24 protein-coding genes are annotated in these 23,163 nt (G+C 59.5%); 12 read left to right on the top strand and 12 right to left on the bottom strand.

Annotated features, from left to right (window positions below; translation table 11 throughout):
- The first annotated feature begins 15 nt into the window (after positions 1–15).
- Entirely contained in the window at positions 16–1,341 is a 1,326-nt protein-coding gene (locus E4P01_RS12080; RefSeq protein WP_216091282.1) for a PLP-dependent aminotransferase family protein, read from the top strand.
- Between the two features lie 7 nt (positions 1,342–1,348).
- Here the strand turns inward: E4P01_RS12080 and E4P01_RS12075 are convergent, their stop codons facing one another.
- A complete protein-coding gene (locus E4P01_RS12075) occupies positions 1,349–1,774 on the bottom strand; it encodes a nuclear transport factor 2 family protein (protein ID WP_032880870.1) in 426 nt (141 codons plus the stop codon).
- Positions 1,775–1,926: 152 nt separating this feature from the next.
- Here E4P01_RS12075 and E4P01_RS12070 point away from each other — a divergent pair, with 152 nt between their 5' ends.
- Positions 1,927–2,142, top strand: coding sequence for a DUF6434 domain-containing protein (locus tag E4P01_RS12070; protein WP_032880871.1), 216 nt, complete (start codon positions 1,927–1,929; stop codon positions 2,140–2,142).
- A gap of 476 nt (positions 2,143–2,618) precedes the next feature.
- Here E4P01_RS12070 and E4P01_RS12065 read toward each other — a convergent pair whose 3' ends face one another.
- A complete protein-coding gene (locus E4P01_RS12065) occupies positions 2,619–4,328 on the bottom strand; it encodes an amidase (RefSeq protein WP_148853941.1) in 1,710 nt (569 codons plus the stop codon).
- A gap of 110 nt (positions 4,329–4,438) precedes the next feature.
- On the opposite strand from E4P01_RS12065, the gene E4P01_RS12060 reads away from it, so the two are divergent.
- On the top strand, positions 4,439–4,747 hold the full coding sequence (locus tag E4P01_RS12060) for a DUF2834 domain-containing protein (RefSeq protein ID WP_103735010.1): 309 nt from the start codon (positions 4,439–4,441) through the stop codon (positions 4,745–4,747).
- 497 nt (positions 4,748–5,244) lie between these two features.
- Here the strand turns inward: E4P01_RS12060 and E4P01_RS12055 are convergent, their stop codons facing one another.
- Positions 5,245–6,456, bottom strand: coding sequence for an MFS transporter (locus tag E4P01_RS12055; protein WP_078821240.1), 1,212 nt, complete (start codon positions 6,454–6,456; stop codon positions 5,245–5,247).
- 95 nt (positions 6,457–6,551) lie between these two features.
- Here E4P01_RS12055 and E4P01_RS12050 point away from each other — a divergent pair, with 95 nt between their 5' ends.
- Entirely contained in the window at positions 6,552–7,373 is an 822-nt protein-coding gene (locus tag E4P01_RS12050; protein ID WP_032880875.1) for a helix-turn-helix transcriptional regulator, read from the top strand.
- Here the strand turns inward: E4P01_RS12050 and E4P01_RS12045 are convergent.
- Positions 7,366–8,553 (bottom strand): MFS transporter, encoded by a 1,188-nt coding sequence (locus E4P01_RS12045; RefSeq protein ID WP_148853942.1) that lies wholly within the window; start codon positions 8,551–8,553, stop codon positions 7,366–7,368. The genes E4P01_RS12050 and E4P01_RS12045 overlap by 8 nt on opposite strands.
- A 168-nt stretch (positions 8,554–8,721) precedes the next feature.
- Here E4P01_RS12045 and E4P01_RS12040 point away from each other — a divergent pair, with 168 nt between their 5' ends.
- The 3 genes from E4P01_RS12040 to E4P01_RS12030 all read left to right on the top strand — a co-directional run bounded on the left by E4P01_RS12040 (position 8,722) and on the right by E4P01_RS12030 (position 10,940).
- Positions 8,722–9,669, top strand: coding sequence for an AraC family transcriptional regulator (locus tag E4P01_RS12040; protein WP_078821242.1), 948 nt, complete (start codon positions 8,722–8,724; stop codon positions 9,667–9,669).
- Between the two features lie 213 nt (positions 9,670–9,882).
- Entirely contained in the window at positions 9,883–10,275 is a 393-nt protein-coding gene (locus E4P01_RS12035) for a hypothetical protein (protein WP_078821243.1), read from the top strand.
- Between the two features lie 434 nt (positions 10,276–10,709).
- The gene (locus E4P01_RS12030) at positions 10,710–10,940 is read left to right on the top strand and encodes a hypothetical protein (protein ID WP_216091283.1); all 231 of its coding nucleotides are present in this window, start codon (positions 10,710–10,712) and stop codon (positions 10,938–10,940) included.
- A gap of 174 nt (positions 10,941–11,114) precedes the next feature.
- On the opposite strand, the gene E4P01_RS12025 is transcribed toward E4P01_RS12030, so the two are convergent.
- Entirely contained in the window at positions 11,115–11,615 is a 501-nt protein-coding gene (locus E4P01_RS12025; RefSeq protein ID WP_032880879.1) for a GAF domain-containing protein, read from the bottom strand.
- A 52-nt stretch (positions 11,616–11,667) separates the two neighbouring features.
- Positions 11,668–13,170, bottom strand: a complete 1,503-nt coding sequence (gene proP, locus E4P01_RS12020) for a glycine betaine/L-proline transporter ProP (RefSeq protein ID WP_005787944.1) — start codon at positions 13,168–13,170, stop codon at positions 11,668–11,670.
- 380 nt (positions 13,171–13,550) lie between these two features.
- On the opposite strand from proP, the gene E4P01_RS12015 reads away from it, so the two are divergent.
- Both E4P01_RS12015 and E4P01_RS12010 read left to right on the top strand, forming a co-directional pair.
- On the top strand, positions 13,551–14,081 hold the full coding sequence (locus tag E4P01_RS12015) for a GNAT family N-acetyltransferase (RefSeq protein WP_216091284.1): 531 nt from the start codon (positions 13,551–13,553) through the stop codon (positions 14,079–14,081).
- 144 nt (positions 14,082–14,225) lie between these two features.
- The gene (locus E4P01_RS12010) at positions 14,226–15,629 is read left to right on the top strand and encodes an MFS transporter (RefSeq protein ID WP_103735013.1); all 1,404 of its coding nucleotides are present in this window, start codon (positions 14,226–14,228) and stop codon (positions 15,627–15,629) included.
- Here the strand turns inward: E4P01_RS12010 and E4P01_RS12005 are convergent.
- Both E4P01_RS12005 and E4P01_RS12000 read right to left on the bottom strand, forming a co-directional pair.
- Positions 15,616–16,476 carry an alpha/beta hydrolase gene (locus tag E4P01_RS12005; RefSeq protein WP_216091285.1) on the bottom strand — a complete coding sequence of 287 codons (861 nt, stop codon included), beginning with the start codon at positions 16,474–16,476 and terminating at the stop codon, positions 15,616–15,618. The genes E4P01_RS12010 and E4P01_RS12005 overlap by 14 nt on opposite strands.
- Positions 16,473–17,456 carry a DMT family transporter gene (locus E4P01_RS12000; RefSeq protein WP_216091286.1) on the bottom strand — a complete coding sequence of 328 codons (984 nt, stop codon included), beginning with the start codon at positions 17,454–17,456 and terminating at the stop codon, positions 16,473–16,475. Before E4P01_RS12000 ends, E4P01_RS12005 begins: the two co-directional genes overlap by 4 nt.
- Before the next feature lie 92 nt (positions 17,457–17,548).
- Here E4P01_RS12000 and E4P01_RS11995 point away from each other — a divergent pair, with 92 nt between their 5' ends.
- Positions 17,549–18,457, top strand: a complete 909-nt coding sequence (locus E4P01_RS11995) for a LysR substrate-binding domain-containing protein (protein WP_216091287.1) — start codon at positions 17,549–17,551, stop codon at positions 18,455–18,457.
- Positions 18,458–18,487: 30 nt separating this feature from the next.
- Here the strand turns inward: E4P01_RS11995 and E4P01_RS11990 are convergent, their stop codons facing one another.
- Both E4P01_RS11990 and E4P01_RS11985 read right to left on the bottom strand, forming a co-directional pair.
- Positions 18,488–19,780, bottom strand: a complete 1,293-nt coding sequence (locus E4P01_RS11990) for a sorbosone dehydrogenase family protein (protein ID WP_032880887.1) — start codon at positions 19,778–19,780, stop codon at positions 18,488–18,490.
- The gene (locus E4P01_RS11985) at positions 19,777–20,202 is read right to left on the bottom strand and encodes a DUF2231 domain-containing protein (protein WP_005787957.1); all 426 of its coding nucleotides are present in this window, start codon (positions 20,200–20,202) and stop codon (positions 19,777–19,779) included. The genes E4P01_RS11990 and E4P01_RS11985 overlap by 4 nt, the downstream gene beginning before the upstream one ends.
- A gap of 188 nt (positions 20,203–20,390) precedes the next feature.
- Here E4P01_RS11985 and E4P01_RS11980 point away from each other — a divergent pair, with 188 nt between their 5' ends.
- Both E4P01_RS11980 and E4P01_RS11975 read left to right on the top strand, forming a co-directional pair.
- Positions 20,391–20,639, top strand: coding sequence for an AAA family ATPase (locus E4P01_RS11980; protein ID WP_103735018.1), 249 nt, complete (start codon positions 20,391–20,393; stop codon positions 20,637–20,639).
- A complete protein-coding gene (locus E4P01_RS11975; RefSeq protein WP_078821254.1) occupies positions 20,636–21,433 on the top strand; it encodes a DNA polymerase III subunit beta in 798 nt (265 codons plus the stop codon). The genes E4P01_RS11980 and E4P01_RS11975 overlap by 4 nt, the downstream gene beginning before the upstream one ends.
- A 14-nt stretch (positions 21,434–21,447) precedes the next feature.
- Here E4P01_RS11975 and E4P01_RS11970 read toward each other — a convergent pair whose 3' ends face one another.
- Positions 21,448–22,500 carry an FAD-binding oxidoreductase gene (locus E4P01_RS11970; protein ID WP_216091288.1) on the bottom strand — a complete coding sequence of 351 codons (1,053 nt, stop codon included), beginning with the start codon at positions 22,498–22,500 and terminating at the stop codon, positions 21,448–21,450.
- 14 nt (positions 22,501–22,514) lie between these two features.
- Positions 22,515–23,075 (bottom strand): cysteine hydrolase family protein, encoded by a 561-nt coding sequence (locus E4P01_RS11965; RefSeq protein ID WP_032880893.1) that lies wholly within the window; start codon positions 23,073–23,075, stop codon positions 22,515–22,517.
- Positions 23,076–23,163 lie beyond the last annotated feature (88 nt).

The raw sequence follows: 23,163 nt of genomic DNA, 5'->3' as shown, positions 1-23,163 counted from the left end.
CATGGATACATCCCGATGCCCCGTGCGCGCTACAAATCGCTGGTCGATACCTTCGCCGAGGCCATTCGCAGTGGACGAATGCCCGCCGGCACGCGCTTGCCTACTCATCGCCAGTTGGCCGCTGAGCATGGCTTGGCACTGGTCACGGCAAGCCGGGTGTACAGCGAGTTGGAAGCCATGGGCCTGGTCAGTGGCGAGACCGGTCGCGGTACCTTCGTGCGTGAAATCACCTTGCCGCCGGGGCAGGGCAGCGGGCAGATGACGGTGGCGCCGGGCCTGCTCGACCTGAATTTCAACTACCCGTCCTTGCCTGGGCAGGCCGAGCTGTTGCGCACGGCGTTGCGCCAGTTGGCGTTGTCGGGCGATCTGGAGGCACTGCTGCGTTACCAGCCCCATGCAGGGCGCGTGCATGAGCGCGCCGCCATGGCCCGGCACTTGTTGAATCGAGGACTCACGGTGGCCGCCGAGCAGGTACTGGTGGTCAGCGGCGCCCAGCACGGCTTGGCGGTGGCCCTGATGACGTTGCTCAAGCCTGGGGATGTGATCGCGGTGGATGCGCTGACCTATCCGGGCTTCAAGGCGCTGGCCGAAACCCTGCACCTGGAAATCATCGCCATCCCGGTGACCACGGCCGGCTCGGACCTGGACCATCTGCATAGCCTGTGTCGCCAGCGCCCGGTACGTGCGGTATACAGCATGCCAACCCTGCATAACCCACTGGGCTGGGTACTGAGCCTGGAGCAGCGCGAGCGTTTGGTGGCGATTGCCCGGCAGCACAACCTGATGATCGTCGAGGATGGCGCCTATGCGTTTCTCGCCGAAGATGCACCTGCGCCGTTGGCGGCACTGGCCCCGGAGCGCACGGTGTATGTGGGTGGGCTGTCCAAGAATGTCGCCGCCGGTTTGCGCATAGGGTTTATCGCGGCGCCTTCAGCTTGGGTGAGCAGGTTGGAACGTACGATCATGGCCACCACCTGGAGCGTGCCAGGCGTGATGAGTGCCATTGCAGTGGCCTGGCTCGAAGACGGTACGGTGGCGCAACTGGAGGCGCAAAAACGCGCGGATGCCCAAGCCCGCCAGGCACTGGCAGCCCAAGTGCTGACGAGCGTGCGGTATGTCAGCCATCCGTCATCGTATTTTTTGTGGCTGCCTTTGGCAGAAGAGGCTCGCGCCGATCAAGTCGCCATGACCTTGCAGCGCGAAGGCATTTGCGTGTCCACCGCCGAACCGTTCGCAGTCTCGGCCCAGGTGCCCCACGCACTGCGCGTGGCCCTGGGGTCGGTGCCGATGGCGCAGTTGCGTGGGGCCCTGGAGACGATACGCAAAGTGGTGGCGTGGTGAGCTGTGCTCAGTATTTGTAAGCCTGGCGCCCGATCAGTAGCCACTTGCCGTGTTGTTTCTGCCAGACCTGGAAGTTGTCGATATCGGTTGGCGTGTCCACACCACTGTTCACCGCCAGGGCATGGAAGTGGTTGCGCACCAGGGCGGTATCGCCATTAAGGGTGATGGTCTGGTTCTGCATTTCCAGAGTCTTGAAGGCGCTGGTGTGGGTTTGCAGGTCGGCGATAAATTGCGCCTTGTTCTGCACTTTGCCGCTGGAGTGGCCGTAGGTGAGCGTGTCGGATGTCAGCGCGTGAAGTTGCTTGACGTCCAGATGCAACATGGCTTGGGTCAGCTGGTCGACTGCCTGGGCCACTTCCTTTTCAGCGGGGGCAGCGGCGACGTAGCCGGAGAACAGGCACAGGAAGCCGATCAGCACTTTGAGGTTGGGCATGGGTGTTCCTTGTTTTTGTTGGGTGGATACGACGAGGTATGTCGTCGTACAACCATGCAATAATTTCGGCAGGGAAGGAAAGTGAAATTTTGAAATGGGCTGAGATGATTCGAGGTTAGAGTGGTAACCAGCACCCCATAGCCGAGGTAAAAATGGCTTTTGACTGGCACAGCGACCCTCTCACCCGTGGGACACCGGTGACCCCGGGCTATAAAAACACTCAGAACGTGCGCCGTTTCATGCGTGAACAGTGCGGGCCGACGTTCAAGTTCAACCGCCCCTTTATGGCGTGGATTCTCAATGGCGTCCCCAAGACTATGGGTGATGTGGTGGACGAGTGGCAGCGTCGCGAGGTGACGCTGCCCTAAGCCACGGTGCTTGATTGCAAATACAGCAAAATGTGGGAGGGGGCTTGCTCCCGATGGCGGCCTCAGGGCCGACCAGGGTGCTGGGTCAGACCGAGTACATATCCGTTATTTGGGTAACGACTGCTATTGGTTCCGCTCTTACAGCGGGTCACTTTTGAAAAGCGCAAAAGTAACCCAAACGCTCTTGCCCCACCACTCGGCACCTCGCTTAGGCTCGGTGTGCCCGTAATCCGCCATGGATTTGGGGGGCCGCCGCCACGCGCCATCCATGGCGCGGGGCGGCTAAACCGGCATCCCTGCCGGTTTACCCCCCAAATCCCTGTCGGATTACGGCCAGCGTGGTTTAACGGGGCGCCTCAGATCAAAAGCAGATCAAAAGCAGATCAAAAGCAGATCAAGAGCGGCTCGCTTCGCATCGTGGTTACTGTTGGCGACTGCAAAGTTGTGTAGATACCCCTCACACATTTGAATTGCTTTTATTCGCTGGGCAGCGGCGGTGTGCGTGGCGGGATCACGCGTTTGCTGCCGGTGGCTTCAAACGCTGCGGCAAAGCGCAGCAGCGCCGAATCATCATAAGCACGCCCGGCAAACGTCAGCCCCACCGGCATACCGATATCCGCCATCACGCCCATCGGCACGGTGACGGTGGGCACGCCAAGGTGGCGAATCGCAAGGTTACCGTTGGCGACCCACACGCCGTTGCTCCAGGCGATGTCGGCAGACGCTTCGTTCACGTCGGCATCGGCCGGGCCTACATCGGCTACGGTCGGAAACAGCACGGCGTCGAGGCCGAGGTTGTCCATCCAGTCTTCCAGATCCAGGCGCCGGGTTGTTTCCAGGCCACGCAGGCCATCGGGCACGGTACCGATCTGGTCCCACGGTGTGATGCCGCGTTGGGCCATGCGCACGTATTCATCCATGCCGGCGGCGAGGTCGTCTTCACGGTTGGGCAGGGTGCCGGGGTCGTGGGGGAAGATCTTTGGTCCGTCCACATCCGCCAGGCGGTTGAGCGCCGGATCGTTGTTGGCGCGCAGGAAGTCATCGAAGGCCCAGGCAGACAGTTCCCACAGTTCGTCGTGGAGGAACTCCTTGGACACCAGGCCACGGGTAAACACCGTTGGCGCGCCGGGCCGGTCGCCTTCGCAGTTGGATACCAGCGGGAAATCTACCTCGATCACTTCGGCGCCGGCGGCCTCCAGCGCCTGGCGGGCGGCTTGCCACAACTCGATCACCGTGGCGCGGGTATTGATCCTTTGCCCGGTGGGCCCGCCGATACCGGGTTTTTCGCTGGTGCCGGCGTCGGGGTCGGCATTGATGTACATGCGCGGCACGCCAAAGCGCTTGCCGGCCAGGCTTTCGCTGCTGGTGGCCAGTGCGGCGTATGAGGCCGGGCGCACCGAGGTGACGCTGGGGATCGGTACCCAGGGTTGCAGGCGCCACAGGTCGCCGCGCTTGTCGGGGTCTTCGGCCACCACGACGTCGAGCACTTCCAACAGGTCGGCCATGGTGCGCGCATACGGCACCACGACGTCCATCGTCGGGGTCAATGGCCAGTTGCCGCGTACCGAAATCACCCCACGGGAAGGCGTATAGGCACACAAACCATTGTTGGAGGCCGGGCCGCGGCCACTCGACCAGGTTTCTTCAGCCAGGCCAAACGCTGCAAAGCTGGCGGCGGTGGCAGTGCCCGCGCCGTTGGAAGAACCGGACGCAAATGGCGCGGTCAGGTAGTCGGCGTTGTAAGGGCTTTCGGCGCGGCCATACACGCCACGCTGCATGCCGCCATTGGCCATCGGCGGCATGTTGGTCTTGCCCAGGCAGATCGCGCCACCGGCACGCAGACGCTCAATGGTGAAGGCATCGCGCTGGGCCACCAGCTTGGCAAACGCCGGGCTGCCGGATGCGGCCGTCAGACCTTTGACCAGGTAACTGTCCTTGGCCGTGTAGGGAATACCCTCCAACGGTCCCAGGGTCTGGCCCTTGGCGCGGCGCGCATCCGACGCCTCGGCTTCTTTCAGGGCGTCAGGGTTGCGCACCACCACGGCGTTCAGCGCCGTAGCTGTCTGCGGGCCATCGTAGGCATCGATCCGTGCCAGGTATGCCTGGACCAGTTCAACGGCCGTGGTCTGCCCGGCTTCAAGCGCAGCGCGCAATTGGGCAATGGAGACTTCAGTAACTTGCATCACGTTTTTTCGCCGCCTTCACGTGGGGGGATGGCGGCAGTCTACGTACAGATATTTCACAAAACCAGCTAAGGTGGCCGCGATGACTACCATTGCGCTTCAAGGAAGAGACCATGCACAGACCCTATATTGCTCTGGTTGCCCTGCTGGGATTTACCCTCTACACGGCGGCGACGATGCTCACGGCCGAGCAATCACTGCTGGCATTTGGACGCGAGCTGATGTCGCGGCCTGATACCGCACAGGTGGTGATTGACCTGTATTTGATGGCGGTGCTGGCGTGTGTGTGGATGTACCGGGACGCGCGCGGACGAGGGCGCTCCGTGGCGTCGTTGATCCCGTATTTCCTGTTGACGGCGGTGTTCGTGTCGGTAGGGCCGCTGCTGTATATCGTCGTTAATGGGTTCTCGCGACGCACCTGACGGTAGATGCCAACGACAGTAACCACGATGCGAAGCGAGCCGCTCTTGATCTTGATCTGCTTTTGATCTTGATCTTAGGCGCCCCGTTAAACCACGCTGGCCGGAATTCGACAGGGATTTGGGGGGTAAACCGGCAGGGATGCCGGTTTAGCCGCCCCGCGCCATGGATGGCGCGTGGCGGCGGCCCCCCAAATCCATCGCGGATTACGGGCACACCGAGCCTAAGCGAGGTGCCGAGTGGTGGGGCAAGAGCGTTTTGCTTAATTTTGCGCTTTTCAAAAGTGAGCCGCTGTAAGAGCGGGACCAATAGTGGCCGTTACCCAAATAACGGATATGTACTCGGTCTGACCCAGCATCCTGATCGGCCCTGAGGCCGCCATCGGGAGCAAGCCCCCTCCCACAGTTTCGGCGTCGCACCAAAGTTGTGAAGATACCTATGCTTACCGGGCGCAAGTCCCTCCCACAGTTTGATCAGGTAAATACTCACCTGCCTTCGTTCAAACGCCTTTGGTCGACGGCAGCAGTACCGTCAAGATGCCCACCAACGGCAAGAACGAGCACAGTTTGTAGACGTATTCGATCCCGTGGTTATCGGCAAGCAACCCCAGCAACGCTGCGCCAATTCCGCTGAAACCGAACATCAGGCCGAAGAATATCCCAGCGATCATGCCCACGTTGCCCGGCACCAGTTCCTGGGCAAACACCACAATGGCCGAGAACGCCGAGGCGATGATGAAACCGATGACCACGCTGAGTACGGCGGTCCAGAACAGGTCGACGTAGGGCAGGGCGAGGGTGAACGGCGCGGCGCCGAGGATCGAGAACCAGATGACTTTCTTGCGGCCGATCTTGTCGCCGATCGGGCCCCCGGCGAAGGTGCCGACCGCCACCGCGCCAAGGAACAGGAACAGGTACATCTGCGAGCTGGCCACCGACAGCTGGAATTTTTCAATCAGGTAGAAGGTGAAGTAGCTGGTCAGGCTGGTCATGTACCAATACTTGGAGAACACCAGCACGGCCAGAACCACCAGGGCGAAAGTCACACGGCCTTTGGACAAGCCATGGGTCGCCTGGCTGCCCTGTTTGAGCTTGAACAGATTGAGATGGTGACGGTACCAGCGGCTCAAGCCATACAGCACCAGGATCGCGAACACCGCAAACAGGCCGAACCAGGCGATATGGGTCTGGCCGTAGGGAATGATGATCGCTGCCGCCAGCAAAGGGCCGAACGCGCTGCCGGTGTTGCCGCCGACCTGGAAGGTCGACTGCGCCAGGCCATAGCGCCCACCGGACGCCAGGCGTGCGACCCGCGAGGTTTCCGGGTGGAAGGTCGACGAGCCGACACCCACCAGCCCCGCCGCGAGCAGAATCGCCGGGAAGTTGCCGACAAACGCCAGCATCAAAATACCGATCAAGGTGCACACCATGCCCGCCGGCAACAGCCAAGGCTTGGGGTGGCGGTCGGTGTGATAGCCGATCCACGGTTGCAGCAGGGAGGCGGTCAACTGGAAGGTCAGGGTGATCAGGCCGACCTGGGTGAAGCTCAGGCCGTAGTTGGCCTTGAGCATCGGGTAGATCGACGGCAGCACGGCCTGGATCAGGTCATTGATCATATGCGCCAGGGCGCAGGCGCCGAGGACGCGCATGACCAGAGGGCTTACCTGGGGTGTCGTGGTGGCAGCGGCGGGTGTCGCGGTGAGGCTCGACATGCGGGCATTCCATACAAGGCAGCGAACGGGGCAGACAGTACTTTAGCTGGCAGCCATTTCTAATTGTTTCGAAAGCTATGCTAAATTCGAAGAAAATGCCTGTCTCGCGAAATTCGGGCATAAACCATCGCAAAAAGGGCGAAACAATCAAATCCCTAGACAAATTTCTCCAAGAGATCGATGAAGGTGATTGGGCCGTCATCAGTTCGGCCACCGATTATCCGGAAAACTGGGTGATCCCGGAACACAGCCACAACAAGCATCAACTGCTCTATGCCATTGGCGGGGTGATGGTGGTGTATTCGGCGCTGAATCAATGGACGGTGCCACCCAACCGTGGCTTCTGGATGCCGTGCGGGCAAGTCCATTCGCTACGATGCGTGGGCACGTTGAAGATGCGCAGCGTGTTCGTGCGCCCGGACAGCTTCCCGAACCTGCCAGCCGAGCCGAAGACGGTGACGGTTTCGCCGCTGTTGAGTGAACTGATCAAGGCCTCGGTGAGCCTGAAGCCGCCGTATGCCGAGGACTCACGCGATACCAGGATCATGCACCTGATCCTCGACGAACTGGCGATCCTACCGGACTTGCCGTTGTCCCTGCCGCAGCCTGCCGACCCGCGCCTCAGCCAGATTTGCCTGGCGTTGCAGGACGAACCGGGGGATGCCTCCACCGTCGCCGATTGGAGCGCACGTCTGGGGTTGGATCAAACCACCATTCAGCGCCTGTTTCGCAAGGAAACCGGCATGACCTTCGGCCAATGGCGCCAGCAGGCACGGCTGCTGCTGGCGCTGGAGCGCATTGCGGTAGGGCAGAAGATTATCGATGTGGCATTTGAACTGGGTTACGAAAGCCCCAGCGCCTTTACCAGCATGTTCAAGAAACAGTTTGGCAAGACGCCGAGTCATTTTTTTAGGTAGCACCGCTGATAACACGAGCTTGCACAGCACGGCGTGACGTCAGGCAGGCGAGCAGGGTGGCGACTACCAGCAAGCCGGCACTGAGTTCAAAGGTGGCCTGGTAGCCGCTCAGGTCGAACGCCACGCCGCCGACGGTGGCGCCGGCAGCAATCGCCAATTGGATGATAGCCACCATCAATCCGCCGCCGGCTTCGGCGTCATCGGGCAGGGTTTGCGCCAGCCACGTCCACCAGCCTACAGGTGCGGCGGTTGCCACCAGGCCCCAACTGCCGAGCAATAGCGTGGTTATGATCGTTGAATGGCCCCATTCCACCAGCGCAAGTGCGAGGCCTGCCATGATCAGCGGGATGGCAATCAGTGTCGGGTACAGGTTGTGCTTGAGGAAACGTTCAATCAAAAACGTACCGGCCAGGCCTGCCAGGCCAAGCACCAACAGCATCAACGACAGCGTAGACACCTCAACCCGCGTGACGCTTTCCAGAAACGGGCGCAGGTAGGTGAACAACATGAACTGGCCCATGAAGAACACGCTGACGGCGAACATGCCCAAGGCCACCTTGGGGTTTTTCATCAGGCGCAAGGCATTGGCGGTTTTCGCCTCACCCTGGTTTTTCAGCGCGGGCAGGCTGGCGAGCAGCCATACCAGTGCAACCACCGCGACCGGCACCACGCAGAAGAACGCACCGCGCCAGCCGATGATCCCGCCGAGAAAGCTGCCCAGCGGCGCGGCGATCACCGTTGCCAGCGCGTTGCCGCCGTTGACGATGGCAAGGGCCCGCGGTATCTGCGCTTGCGGCACCAGGCGCATCGCCGTGGCCGCCGACAATGACCAGAAGCCACCAATCGCCACGCCAATCAAGGCTCGGCCGAGCATGAACACCAGGTAATTGGGCGCGAACGCTACCACGGTGCCGGAGATAATCATCAGCAGCGTCAACGCCATCAACAGGCGCTTGCGGTCCACCCGCGTAGCGATCGAGGCGATCACCAGGCTGGTGAGCAGGGCAAACACCCCGGATACGGAAATGCCCTGGCCAGCCTGGCCTTCGGTGATGTGCAGGTCGGCGGCCAACGGTGTCAGCAGGCTGACGGGCATGAATTCGGAGGCGACCAGGGCGAACGCGGCGAGCGACATCGCCAGCACCGCGCCCCAACTGCTTTTGGTAGGTGTATCAGACATGGCGTAAACCCGTTAATGCGTAATGGCCTGCGCATTTTCCGGATCAAACCCCATGCTCCATAGTTCGATTCGCCAGATTATTTGCCTGATCCTCTGAGTCTCGCGGTATACCTGGGACTCGCGAGGCGTGCGGGAGTAAAGTTGCGCAAAGAGGCAAAAGAGTCCGTTATGAGCATCCACCCTGCGTCCCTGCAAACCCTCGCGCACTCCATCGAGTCGCGCACCCCGTCGCCCGGCGATTACCCCATGCCGATTCCCGGGCTGGGGTTTTATCGGCGTGAGCAACCCGCTGCGCCAGTGGTGTGCATGGTTGAGCCGTGCATCGTGCTGGTGGCCCAAGGCGAGAAGCAGCTATGGGTCGGCGGCGAGGGCTACCCCTACGACACTTCCCGGTTCCTGGTGACATCGCTGGACATTCCGGCCAATTCCGAGGTGCTGGTCGCCAGCCCCGAGCAACCTTGCCTGGGGCTGACGTTCAAACTGGACTTGCGCGTGTTGGCCGAGCTGATCGCCCAGGGTGGTTTGCCGCCGGCCCGTGAGCGTGCAGTCATGAAAGGCGTGGGGATCGGCACGGTCACCGACGGCATGCTGACCGCATTCGCGCGCCTGGTGGCGTTGCTGGATGAACCCGAAGCAATCCCGGTACTCGCGCCGTTGATCCAGCGCGAGATTCATTACCGGTTATTGAAAAGCGACCAGGCCGGCCGCCTGCGCCAGATCTGTTCGGTGGACGGGCAGGGTTATCGGATTGCCAAGGCCATCGACTGGCTGAAGTTGAATTTCGATGCCGCCCTGCGTGTGGAAGAACTGGCTGCGCGGGTGCAAATGAGCGCGGCGACCTTCCACCATCACTTCCGGCAACTGACTGCGATGAGCCCGCTGCAGTACCAGAAATGGCTGCGTTTGAATGAAGCGCGACGATTGATGTTGAACGAGCACCAGGATGTCTCCAGTGCCGCGTTCAAAGTTGGGTATGAGAGCCCGTCTCAATTCAGCCGTGAGTACAGCCGGCTGTTTGGGGTGCCGCCCAAGCGCGATATGGCCACGCTGCGAGGCAGAAGCATGGCTCAAGTCAGCGCGGAAAATACAGAACATCAGTCATGCAAACAGGCGTAGGGGCTGGACAGGTTGGGGAAGTCGAACCTGCCGAGTTTTTTACAGGACATATATAGCTATTTCTGCTAACGGTTATTAGTAACGCCTCTAGTAGCTGTTAATGTTGACAGTAGACAGGCAGATGAAAAAACGTACATTTCTCATATCGATGCTGGGCTAATGCCTGATCGATTTTTTTGGACTTTATTTAAATCATGATCAGGAGTGATAGAGATGAGTGATGTATTTTTGAGTCTTAAGCTGGAAACGCCCGGTACTTTTACATTGGAACTTAACGAAGGTGGTGGCGTTATCACAACGTTAACGACTTTTGACTATTTGGACCCGTCGAAAGTGCAATATAATGCCTTTGTGCCCTATGGCAGTACGTTAGAGGCGATACCGGTTGTTATAGATTCCGGTGACGATGATGTAATGGATGACGATATACCCTACGATGTAAAGGTTTCCGCTAAAAATTCGGGCAGTCAGCCTATTTGGATATTACATAATCTGGCTCCGAACGGAAGACTAGTAAAGGTGGCGCCAGGGATGAGTTATGAATTGGAATTTTCTTCTGAATTCTATAGCGATTATACATTTGTCAATAATGTAAAAGAGTATTAGGTGTAGTTATTTGTGAGCCAAGGCGGGCATTATTGGTTCGGCTGGCTAAGTAGTGCCGGTAGATTGCGGTGAGGGCTGATCTACCGACACATGCTGGCCGAAAAGAGCATCGAAGGGTCATTGTTTGGACAATGCCGCCATGGAAAGCTTTTTCGGCACGCTCAAGAGCGAGTTTTTCTAGCTGGAATCATTTGAGAGTTATGAGCTTCAGTCGTTATTGTCGCGAATTCGTCTGAAGAACTGCCGAGATTGACAGTCGACAAACACATTAATACCAATTATTTTAATTGAGGTTAAATCATTGTTTGTTCTTGTTATTCATTAACGTCTAAGTGTGGGAGTGTTGATCATGAAACCTGTGAGCCTGGAATTTACGTTGATCGAACCTGACGATATTATTTTGAACTATCAGTCCGGGGAGGCAAGATATTTATATGCTTAAAGCGCTGCACAAGGAGACCCGTTGGGGCACTACCCTAAGGTTGGCAGGCGTGCTGAGTGTGCAACCTCCTAATGCTAATTTAGAGACGGCTGTTGTTCTCGTTTCAATAAAAAATATTGGTGAAACTACTGTTTTATTGGACGGTATCCCTTACGTGCCGGGGGACAGTGTTGAGGTGCACTTTGGAGTGGGCGATGATTGTGCAGTTGAGGGTGTTGGTTAATGCGTTTGAACGACAGTTGTCGCCGCTTTTTTATTAGGGTTCAAACAGAGGGCAAGCATCCTACCCTTGCACGAATAATGCCCGGCAACTGAATTCGGGGATCCAGTTGCAATAACCGAAATCGCTGCGTTTGAACGAGGCGCGACATGGTCGCCCTGCGGGGCAGGGCGGGGGTTACTGATCCGGGGCCAGGTTAGCGTAGAAAATGCAGCCGATCAGCCGCGCAAACAGGCTCAGGGTTTCAGGCAGGTTGGGGTCATCGAACAGCATTGCCCGTGAGTCCAGCGCACACAGCGCGCCGAACAGGCGCCCATCGGGCAGAAAGATCGGTGCACCGGCATAGCTTTCGATGGCGTATTGCTTGACCACCGGGCGCGAGGCAAAGCGGCCGTTATGGCTGATCTGCGGGATGAACAGGGCTTGAGGGTCGATGCAGAACTCACTGCACAGGGTGGTTTCCAGATCGAGTACGTCGTCGACATTGATGCCCATTTGCAGAGGGTCGTAGGCCGAACACACCACCCATTCCAGATCGGTGAATTTGGCAATGCCGGCAAATCTCATCCCGGTCAGGCGCGTGACCAGCTTGAGGATATTGGTAGTCGCTTCGATTTCTGCGATAGCGGCGCGTTCGTCTGCGCTGAGTAACGATTGTGCGGTGACGCTTGAAACCATGCTGGGCACTCCAGTGGCGTGGTCGCTTGGCGCGACCACGCACAGTCAGGTCTTAGTTAATCCGTGGATGCTGCTGCACCAGGTTTTCACGCTTGGCTTGCAGCGCGGCAATCTCGGCGTCGATGTCTTCGATCTTCTGCTCGATGTTGTCGTGATGCTCCTGCAGCAGTTCTTTGGCTTCTTCCATGTCGGAAGCCGCCGGGGCCGCGCCGCGCAGTGGCTTGTTGGCGGTTTCTTTCATGGTCAGGCCGGTGACCAGGCCAACCACGGCAAACACCATCAGGTAGTAGGCGGGCATGTACAGGTCGTTGGTGCTCTCCACCAGCCAGGCGACGACGGTTGGCGTGACGCCGGCGATCAGCACCGAGACGTTGAACGCACTGGCCAGGGCGCTGTAGCGCAAGTGCGTTGGAAACATTGCTGGCAAGGTCGAGGCCATCACGCCGATAAAGAAGTTCAGCACGATCGCCAGGATCAGCAGGCCGCTGAAGATCAAGCCGGTCTTGCCGCTGGTGATCAGCATGAACGCCGGGATCGACAGAAACAGCAGGCCGATGCTGCCGGCGATGATGAACGGCTTGCGGCCGATCTTGTCGCTGACAAAGCCAATGAATGGCTGCACGAACAACATGCCGACCATGATCGCGATGATGATCAACACGCCGCTGTTTTCGGCGTAGTGCAGGTTATGCGAAAGGTAGCTGGGCATGTACGTGAGCAACATGTAGTAGGTCACGTTGGTGGCCGCGACAATACCGATGCAGGTCAACAGGCTGCGCCAGTGTTTGGTGGCGATTTCCTTGAACGAGACTTTAGGGCCATGGCTCAGGCCTTCGCGGTCGCCCTGTTCAAGCTTGTCGACGTGCTGCTGGAACGCTGGGGTCTCTTCCAGTGCGTGGCGCAGGTACAGGCCGATGATGCCCAGGGGCAGGGCAAGGAAGAACGGCAGGCGCCAGCCCCAGGATTCGAATTCCGCTTCGCCGAGCACGGTGGAGATCAGTACCACCACACCCGCGCCGAGGACGAAACCGGCAATGGAGCCAAAGTCCAGCCAACTGCCGAGGAAGCCGCGCTTGCGGTCCGGGGCGTATTCGGCCACGAAGATTGACGCACCGGTGTATTCGCCGCCTACCGAGAAGCCCTGGGCCATTTTGCACAGCAGCAGCAGGATTGGCGCCCAGATGCCAATGGAGGCATAGCCGGGGATCAAGCCGATGGCGAAGGTGCTCAGGGACATGATCACGATGGTGGCAGCGAGGACTTTTTGCCGTCCGTACTTATCTCCCAAGGCACCGAAGAACAGACCGCCCAGTGGGCGAATCAGGAAGGGCACCGAGAAGGTACCCAATGCGGCGATCATTTGTACGCTGGGGGACGCATCGGGGAAGAACACCTTGCCCAGCACATAGGCGACAAAGCCATACACGCCGAAGTCGAACCATTCCATGGCATTGCCAAGGGCGGCGGCGGTGATCGCCTTGCGCATCTTGTTGTCGTCGACAATGGTGATGTCTTTCAAGCCGATGGGTTTGACGCGTTTTTTCCGTAGTTTCATGCGGGCCACTCTAAAGCTGAACGGGGAGGTGCCATCGCTACGATGGCACCGCTCTGTCAGTTCAGATACAAGTGGACACGAAAAAATTCACCGCATCGGGTGTTTTTTCTCGCATTAGCGAAAATGTCGTGTGAGTGCCCTCGCGGCGGCGTGCAAATCCACGCCTCAACCAAATTTAAATGTGGGAGGGGGCTTGCCCCGATAGCAGTGCTGCCAGACGCTTATTATTAACTGACTCACCGCCATCGGGGGCAGGCCCTCTCCCACATTGGGTCGTCGCTGCTTTAAGCATTTCATTCGCTTAACTGACTGCGGCGACGATAGCGATATTGGCTAAACTCCGCTCGCAGGCTCATGCCGCAAATGGAGACGTCATTTGTATGCCAAACCGCTATTCACGCCTCATCTACCGCCAACCACGAATGGCCGATGTCCAGCGGTTGTTTGCGATCTTCGGTGATCCGCAGACCAATCTGTTCAACCCGGCCGGGCCCATGCCCGATCTTGCGACGGCTCAACGCTTGTTGGCTCACTGGATGGCGCAATGGGCCACTCACGGCTACGGCTGGTGGGCGATTGCCCGTAAAGAAGCGCCCGAACACATCATCGGGTTTGGCGGCATTGCACCGCTTAACTATCTGACCCAACGACGCATCAACCTCGGTTATCGCTTTGCCGTCGAAGCCTGGGGGCAGGGCTACGCCACCGAGGTGGGCCGTGACGCGTTGGAGCTGGCTTTTGTAACCTTGGGTTTGCCCGAGGTTTTCGGTCTGGTACGACCCGATCATGCTGCGTCGATCCGCGTACTGGAGAAGATTGGCATGCAGCCCTTCGGCCTGCTGGACGACGTACCTGGCCAAGCTCCCAGCTTGGTGTTGCGGGTTTGTCATCCTACAACTGCTGGCACCTGACGTTTTTCGTACTTATGTAATTCCTCGATAAACGGTGCTTGTTCAGATTGACACTGCGCAGGCGTCCCGATATAAAAGTCACAGTTGTACGACGACATATGACGTTACATGTGTCCTACCTAACAAAAATAAAAAAGTGATGCCATGAATCTGAACGAGCCCATCAGTGCCTATCGTGTCGGCCAGGCGGTCGGCAGCTATCGCTGGACGATCTGCGCGATGCTGTTTTTCGCGACCACGGTCAACTACCTCGACCGTCAGGTGCTGAGCCTTTTGGCGCCGCAACTCTCGACACAATTTGGCTGGAGCAACACCGATTACGCCAACATCGCCGCGGTGTTCCAGTTCGTCTACGCGATTTCCATGCTGTTTGCCGGGCGGTTTGTCGACAAGATCGGCACCAAGGCCGCGTATGTGGTGGCGATCGGCATCTGGTCCACTGGGGCGATCATGCATGCGTTTTCGGTGCCGATGGGCGAGGGCATTGCGGCGGTCAGCAGCGCTGTCGGCCTGGTGGTGATTCCGGTGTCGATTGCCGGGTTCATGCTGTCGCGTGCCGTGTTGGCGATCGGCGAAGCGGGTAATTTCCCTATCGCGATCAAGGCCACCGCTGAATATTTTCCCAAGAAAGAACGCTCACTGGCTACCGGCATCTTCAACTCCGGTGCCAACGTCGGCGCGATCCTGGCGCCGATCTGCGTGCCGTTGATCGCAGGGTGGTGGGGTTGGGAAGCGGCATTTATAGTCATTGGCATGTTGGGCTTTGTGTGGGTGGCAGTCTGGGCCGCCGTGTACGAAAAACCGGAACAGCAAAAACGACTGTCCGCTGAAGAACTGGCCTATATCCGCAGCGATCAGACCGTACAGCCTTTCACTCCTGAGCCTACGGGCGCCAACGCAAAGAAAGTCTCCTGGTTCAAACTGCTGACTTACCGCCAGACGTGGGCGTTCGCCTTTGGCAAGTTCATGACTGACGGTGTGTGGTGGTTTTTCCTGTTCTGGTTGCCCACCTACCTGTCGGCGCAGTACGGCATGAAAGGCGCGGATATCGTCATGCCGCTGGCGGTGCTGTACAGCATGACCATGGTCGGCAGCATCGGTGGCGGCTGGTTCCCGAGCTACTTCATGGCGCGCGGCGATGCACCCTATGACGGGCGTATGAAAGCCATGCTGGTGATTGCGCTGTTCCCGCTGGTGGTGTTGCTGGCACAGCCTCTGGGTTACCTGAGCTTCTGGGTACCGGTGCTGCTGATTGGCGTGGGCGCCTCGGCGCACCAGGCGTGGTCGTGCAATATCTTCACCACCGTGTCCGATATGTTCCCGCAGAAAACCGTGGCCTCGGTGGTCGGCATTGGTGGCATGGCCGGGGGCCTGGGCGGTGTGGTCATGACCAAGATCGGCGGTTGGGTGTTCGACTACTACAAGTCTGTCAACGACATCCACACCGGCTACATGATCATGTTTGCCATCTGCGCCCTGGCTTACCTGGTGGCCTGGAGCGTGATGAAGGCATTGGTGCCCCGTCACAAGGAAATTACTGATCTTTAGGGGCCGCTTCAGGCAACCGTAGAAACGCCATCAGCGCGGCAACGATGGCTTCTGGTGCATCTTCTTGCACCAGATGCCCGGCATGGGGGATACGCAGGTAGCGTGCCCCGGCCAATCTGCCAGCGAGTGCATCGCCTTGCGCCAGCGGGATCCACCGATCTTCCTCACCCCACAGCAACAGCACCGGGCAACGGACGCTGGCGAGTTGATCTTCTATCGCATCGGTATAACGCTGATCCATTTGCACGATCTGTCGGTAAAAAGCGGCCTGGCCAATCTCGCCCATCCAGGGCGTGACATAAGCTTGCAATACCTCGGCAGGCAGCGGCTTGAAAGCGGCGCCCTGAAGATAGGCGCGCACGATCGCCTCGTGGATGTATGCCGGCGCATCGCTGAAGGCCCGTTCATGTTGACGCACATGCTGAATCAGCGGCGAACCCCAGGGCGCCAGGGCAACGGGATCGATCAAGGTGAGGCTGGCGTAGTCGCAGCCATCCAGCAGATGCGTGCGCAGTGCCGTGGCACCGCCGAAATCATGGGCGAGTAGATGAGGACGTTCCAGGCCCCAATGTTCAAGCAGTGCGGCCAGCAAGGTGTTTTGCACGCCGAGGGAGATGTCCTGCCCCGGCGCCTTTTGCGACTGGCCGTAGCCGAGCAGGTCGTAATAGAACACTCGACAGTGCTGGGCGAACAATGGCGCGATGCGTCGCCACACATGAGCAGAGAAAGGCGTGCCATGCACCATCACCAAGGCCGGGCCCTGAGTACCGAGTTGGCCCCAGCGCACCGCCTGCCCGTGAAAGTCGAAAGTTTCGCGCAGTGCCAAGGCATCACTCGCGTGGGTCATGATTGAATCTTCCCTAAAGCATCGTGGGTTGTGACGGTCTTTACGTCCGCCAAGATGATACGAACTGCCATTACTACGCCGATCAATACCGCGGCCAGGCCCGCTGTTTCCATGGGCGTTGGCCAGCGCTGGTGAAACCACAAGCCCAGCAGGCTGGCGAACAGTGATTCCAGGGCAATCAACTGGCCGCTCAATACCATGGGCAGGCGCCGCGTCGCGGCGTTCCAGGCCCAGGCGCCGACGACGGTGGACATCATGGCGATCACCAGGCTCCAGGCATACAGCGGCCATGCCTGGCTCCAGCCAGCGCCAAGGGTGGGCAACCGCAACACGCCCAACACGTATAGCCACGGGAGGATGATCAGCGCAGCGGCACCGGCCCCCACTAGCATCAGGGCGGTCCACACACCTGTCACCTTGGCCGGCAGGTGCGCCAGTTGCTGTTGGTTGATCACGCTGAACGCCATCCATAAGGCGACGGCGCCCAAAGAAAAAAACAGACCGGCCAACCAGGAGCCGCTGCCCGAAGAGGGCTGGTGCAGACTGCTGATATTGACCAGTAACAGCCCCACCGAGAGACAGAGCAACGGCATCACCAGTTGACGCCACTGCAGGGTTTTATCGCTGGCGTTGCCTATCAGCGCCAGCAGCACCGGGACCATCCCGACAAACGCTGGCGTCAGCACCGGGCCACCGACGATCACGCCGCCTGCAATGCAAACGCCGTAGCCCAGGCAACCCAGTGCGCCCAGCAGTGCCGCGAGCAGGCACTGGCCATGGCTGAGCATCCGCAGTTGCGCTCGACACACAATCATCCAGACGATGCCCAGCCCGCCGGCTATCAGAAAGCGCACAGCCATCAGATCGTAGAGGCTGTAGGCCCCGGTGACGTAGGGCGCAATGAAGTTCAGTGCCCAGCCAAGGGTGGCGACCACCGCGCATATCACGCCGGTAAAGACTGAAGCTTGGGAAGTGCTCATCAGGCTGATCCATGAAGTAATGGATCCATGGTGCCCAGCCGCACGGCTGTGCTACAAACGAGTTCTCGGCCCTTGATGCATTACCTCAGATTATGAATCTACTTGGCAAAACCTTACCGCCCCTCGCCAGCCTGTTGCCGTTTGAAGCCGCTGCGCGCCTGGAAAGTTTTTCCAAGGCGGCCGATGAGCTGCACATCACCCAGGCGGCTGTCAGCCGGCAGATTCGCGGGCTGGAAGATAACCTGGGGGTGAAACTCTTTAGTCGGCGCAACCGTGCGGTGTTCCTGACGCAAGAGGGGCGTGAATTGGGGCGGGTGGTCAGTGCCGCGTTGCAAAGCATCAGTGATGGCGCGACTCAGCTGCGCACGGCGCCGCAACGCAATCGGGTGGTGCTGTTGTGCCAGTTGTGCGAGGCGTTTTATTGGTTGATGCCGCGCCTGTCGACCTTCCACCAGCAATACCCGCAGGTCGAGATCCAGGTGGTGACCTGCACGCGGCCCATCACGCAATTCGAGGGCCACTTCGATGTAGCCCTGCAAAGTACCCGGCGCGCCAGTGGTGCCCATACGCTGATGTTTACCGCTTCTGATGAAGTGTTTCCGGTGTGCAGTCCCGCCTACCTGTGCCCGCAGCAGCCGTTACCGCTCGGTGAGTTACAGCCGTGCACCTTTTTGCACCATAGCTCTGAGCCTCCACACTTGATGGAGTGGGATGAGTGGCTGCAGGTGTTCGGGCGGGTGTTGGCCAAAGATGCGCGCAGTGCCACCTTCGACAGCTACCCGCTGATGTTGCAGGCGGCGGTGGAAGGGCACGGTGTTGCGATGGGCTGGCGTCGCACCGCCAGCAGGCTGATTGACAGTGGGGCACTGGTGCGCCCCTGTGCTGAAAGCGTGTTTCTGCCGGAGGCTATTTCGGTGTACAGGCAGCATGGGGCAAGCAGTCGGGGGGAGGTGGCTGCGTTGCTGGCCTGGCTTGAAGCGCAATTGCACAAGGACGACTGACAGGGGCGTCGCCGCCCCTGTCACACCCGGTTATTTATTACGGGTGACGCGCCAAAGGGTATTGGCCAGGTCGTCGGCAATGATCAACGCACCTTTGGGGTCCACCGTCACGCCCACCGGGCGCCCACGGGTCTTGCCGTCGTCACCACGAAAGCCGGTGGCGAAGTCGATAGGCTCGCCCGCCGGCTTGCCATTGCTGAACGGCACAAAGATCACCTTGTAGCCCACCGGCGCGTCGCGGTTCCAACTGCCGTGCTCGCCGACGAACACACCCTCGGCGAATTTTTCACCCATGGCCGGGATGGAAAAGTCCACCCCCAGCGCGGCCACATGGGAACCCAGGCTGTAATCGGGCTTGATCGCCGAGGCTACTTTGGCTGGGTTCTGCGGTTGTGCGCGTGGGTCGACGTTCTGGCCCCAGTAGCTGTAGGGCCAACCGTAGAAGGCACCTTCGCGCACTGACGTCAGGTAGTCCGGCACCAGGTCGGGGCCGAGTTCATCGCGTTCGTTGACCACCGTCCACAGTTGCCCGGAGCCCGGTTGGATGGTCAGTGCCGTGGGGTTGCGTAGCCCGGTAGCGTAGGGTTTGTGCGCGCCAGTGGCCGCGTCGATCTGCCAGACCATGGCGCGGTCAATCTCCACTTCCATGCCGCGTTCGGTGATGTTGCTGTTGGAGCCGATGCCGACATACAGCTGGCGCCCGTCATCACTGACCGCCAAGGACTTGGTCCAGTGGTGATTGATCTGCGCCGGCAGGTCGGTGACTTTGACCGGCGGCGCACTGGCCTTGGTCTGGCCGTCGGCGTAATCGAAACGCACCAGCGCGTCCTGGTTGGCCACATAGAGTTTGCCGTCGGCGTATGCCAGGCCATAGGGGGCGTTGAGGTTGTCGGCGAACACAGTCTTGAGTTCATAGGTGCCGTCGCCGTCGGCATCGCGCAGCAGGGTAATGCGGTTGCCGCCTTTGACCTTGGTGTTGCCCTGCGCCTTGATCACGCTGGCAATCACGTCCTTGGGCTTGAGCTTGGCCGCACTGCCGCCACGGCCTTCGGCTACGAGGATGTCGCCGTTGGGCAACACCAGAGTTTGGCGGGGGATTGCCAGGTCGGTGGCGATGGCGGTCACGCTGTAGCCTTCGGGCACCTTGGGCTTTTGTTCGCCCCAAGGCGTGGGCTCGGCGATCTTCATGCTCGGCAGCAGGCTGCTTTGTTGTTCGGGCAGCTTGGGATCGGGGCCGCGGGCTTGGGTCTTGTCACCTTCGCCGCCACAGGCACTCAGCAACAGGGCAGCACTGAGCACGGTCAATGTGTTGAGTGGTTTCATCGGGCAGCTCCTGAGCGCAGGTTGGTCAAGCCGATCCAGGTGGCGATGATCGCCAGGGCGGTGACAATCGCCGACAGCACCAGGCCGGTGGGCATCATGGCGTACGCGTCCTTGGCGTGTTGGAAGGCATTGATCAGCCCGAGTACCCAAGTAGCCAGCAACAGCAGGAAATACGCCACGGGGCGCCCGCCCTTGTGTTCGGCACGCACCAGGTTGACCAGCGCAAACAACAGGGCAAAACCACAGAACACCAGCGCCCCGGCGATCAGCCAGGAGGCGAAGTTGGCCCATTGGATCTGGTAACTCTGGCCGTAGGCGATATCACTGAGCAAGGCGCCGAGAAACAACGGCACGGTGCCGGCCAGTAAGGTCCCATGCAGCGGGCCAGGTCTGACGACGGGGTAGGTGGGTAGGGTAGTCATGTCGGTGGCGGCTCCTTATCGTTCTGCACCCTGGACTCAGGGCGCGCTGACTTCGCATAGGAAAGGAGCCTGTCATTTGTCAGAAAGTTCATTGAGAGGTGGAGATGTTTCCTGGCAGATGTACCTGGATGTGTTTACGACGCCAGCTCCATGACTCATCCTGCTTGGCCCCAACAAGGAAACGTTTTATGCCAACCCTGCATCTGTTGTGCGGCAAGATCGCCTCCGGCAAGTCCACGCTCGCCAAAACCCTGGCTGCCGAGCACGCGGCCATTGTGCTCAGCGAAGACCACTGCTGCCGCGCCCGCCTGCATGAGCGTAACGTCCGGGGTGAGCATGACTTTGCGGCGACCGACGCCGAGTTCGACCTGATCACTCGCCACTTCTGCGTGCCGAGTGAAGAAGAAGGGCTGGTGATCAAGGTGCATCGGCCATGAGCACCCAACAACCTGCGGGTATCGATGCCGACGGCTTTATCCTCACCGTCGCCGATGCGCCTATACAACCCGAATTCAAGCCCGTGCTGGTGGATATCTGCGCCACCCTGTCCCAGCCCGCGTTGGGGCTGCACGGGATTTACCTGTATGGCAGCGTCGCACGGGGCCAGGCCGAGGTCGGGATTTGCGACTTGGATCTCACGCTGATACTGATCGAACCACCGGATGCGCCCGTGCTTGAGCAATTGGAGGCGGCTCGAATCGCCTTGGAGCAACGGCATCGGCAAGTCACCAAGATCGATTTCGACATCGGTCATCGTGCTCAAGTCTTGGCACATGAAAACCGAAACAGTTGGGGCTTCTGGCTCAAACATCATTGCCGTTGTGTCTGGGGCGAAGACCTGTCACAGCACTTCGAAGCGTTTCGCCCGTCCCGGGCTATCGCCTTGGCGGTCAATGGTGATTTCGAGCAGGCGCTCACCGGCTACCTGGTGCGCATCGAACAGGCCAGCACTGAACACATACGCCATCGCTTGCAGCGGGAAGCTTCGCGGGCCTTGATCCGCGCCACCCATACCCTGCGCCCGAAAGAAGCACGGATGTGGCCGCATACGCTGGAAGAATACGTCGCGCTATTCGTAGAGCATTACCCCTCGATGCGCGTACACATTGCCTATTTCCTGTTTGAAGCACGCAACCCAAGCGCCGAGTGCGAGACGTTCAGCACGCGATTGCGCGCATTTTTAAGTTGGATGGTTTCAGCGGCTGGAGACAGGAATCAATCGAATGCGTGAGCGCCCGCAATCGTCTAACTCTTTTCAGGATTGAAAAAGCGCTCGGGTCGGCAAGGCGCCAGGGCAGGGGACGTTATGCTCTCCATGATCTCTTCACTGACCAACTGCCCCACGATGGCCGCAAGTGTCACGCCTGGATGCATCACGCAGACATACACACCGTTGGCACTCGGCAACTCGCCAATGATCGGCAGGCCATCGACGGGGATGGGCCTGAGCCCGACGCACGCCAGTTGTGGCTGGATGGAAGTGACGCCCTCAAGCTCACCGGCAATGGCCAGGGCGGTGCGGCGGGCGATGGCGGCGGGCTGATGTTCCGGGGCGTTGCCAAGGTAGTCTTCGGCTGCCAGCCAAATACCCTCTGCACTTTCGCGTACTTCCATTTCAGGGTTGGAAATGAGCGTGTGCACAATCCCGGGCGGGGCGCTGTAGCGGATGAAAATCGCTGGCGAGGCGTCTATCGGCAAGGGCAAACCCAGCAGGCTTGTCAGTGCTGCCGTGCCCGTTCCGGCTGCGAGCACCACCCTGTCGGCATGGATGACGCCCCGGCGGGTTTCAACGCCGGTGACCTGCGAACCCTGCCTGCTGAAGCCCAGCACTGGGTTGTGTGTCAGCAGCCTGGCACCGAGGGCCTGGGCGGCGGCTATTAACGCATGGGTGGTTTGTACAGCGTCCAGTGCGCCTTCTTCGGCTTTGAATTGAGCGAATTCAGGCGGGTTTTTCAACTGCGGCTCAAGTGCCTGGATACGCTCACGAGTGATCCGTGAGTTCGCCCTGGGTTGAATGTTTGGGCCGTAACACAGGGCGCCCGTCCAGCGTATCTTCACGTCGGGCAACTCATGTTCCAGGCGGTGATACGCGTCAATCGCAGCACTGCGCAATGAGGCGATGGGGTCGGGTGCGTCGCAGGTAGTGTTTATCCAGGCAAACGAAGTAGCCGTGACCCCGCAAGCAACGTCACCGGCATCGACCACCGTCACCTTCGCACCCTTGCCGGCCAGGTGATAGGCCAGTGAAGCCCCGACGATACCGGCGCCAATGACCACAATGCGCTTGCCCTGATTCATGTCCGCCCTCTCTGTTAACAATGGGTGAGGATTTCACCGCTTTGGAGCACCCTGGCATAGTCCATCGCGAGGTTACTGAGCGATAACGCGTGCACGTCTTCGGCGAGCCACAGGCGTCCCGACAAGTCGGTTTGATCGAAAGTAAAACAGGCATCCGCCGCCACGATTACGTCGAACCCCAAGTTGCCCCCAGAGCGTGCGGTGGCCTCCACTGAGTTATTAGTGATGACGCCTACGATCACCAGTTGTTTGATCGAGCGCATGTGCAGCCAGCGTTCCAGGCCCGTGGCGATGAAGGCATCCGGTACATTTTTTTCCACCACATGCTCGTGACCCAGGGGTTGCAGCGTGTCCTGGAATTCACAGCCTGGTTGGCCTGGCCAGAACACCGAGCCGGGAGAGCGGGAGATATGCCGCACATGGACGATCGGGCGTTGCGCCTGTCGCCAGGCATTGAGCAACTGTTGTATGCGCAGTTCGGCGTCTGGGTTGTTGCGGCGGCCCAGGGCGGGATCGGCCATGCCTCTCTGCATATCAATGATCACCAGTGCAGCGTTCGTCGATATCGGTTCCATGGCCTGTCCTTGTAGGGATGAGTATCGCGATTCAAGTGTGGGAGCAACTGTCTTGAAGGCTTTTAATTTAAAGGCTAATTGAAAGCCA

It is taken from the genome of Pseudomonas sp. NCIMB 10586 (assembly GCF_023127895.1).
GTDB classification, from domain to species: Bacteria; Pseudomonadota; Gammaproteobacteria; order Pseudomonadales; family Pseudomonadaceae; genus Aquipseudomonas; species Aquipseudomonas synxantha_A.
This window is presented reverse-complemented; position numbering and strand designations above follow the sequence as displayed.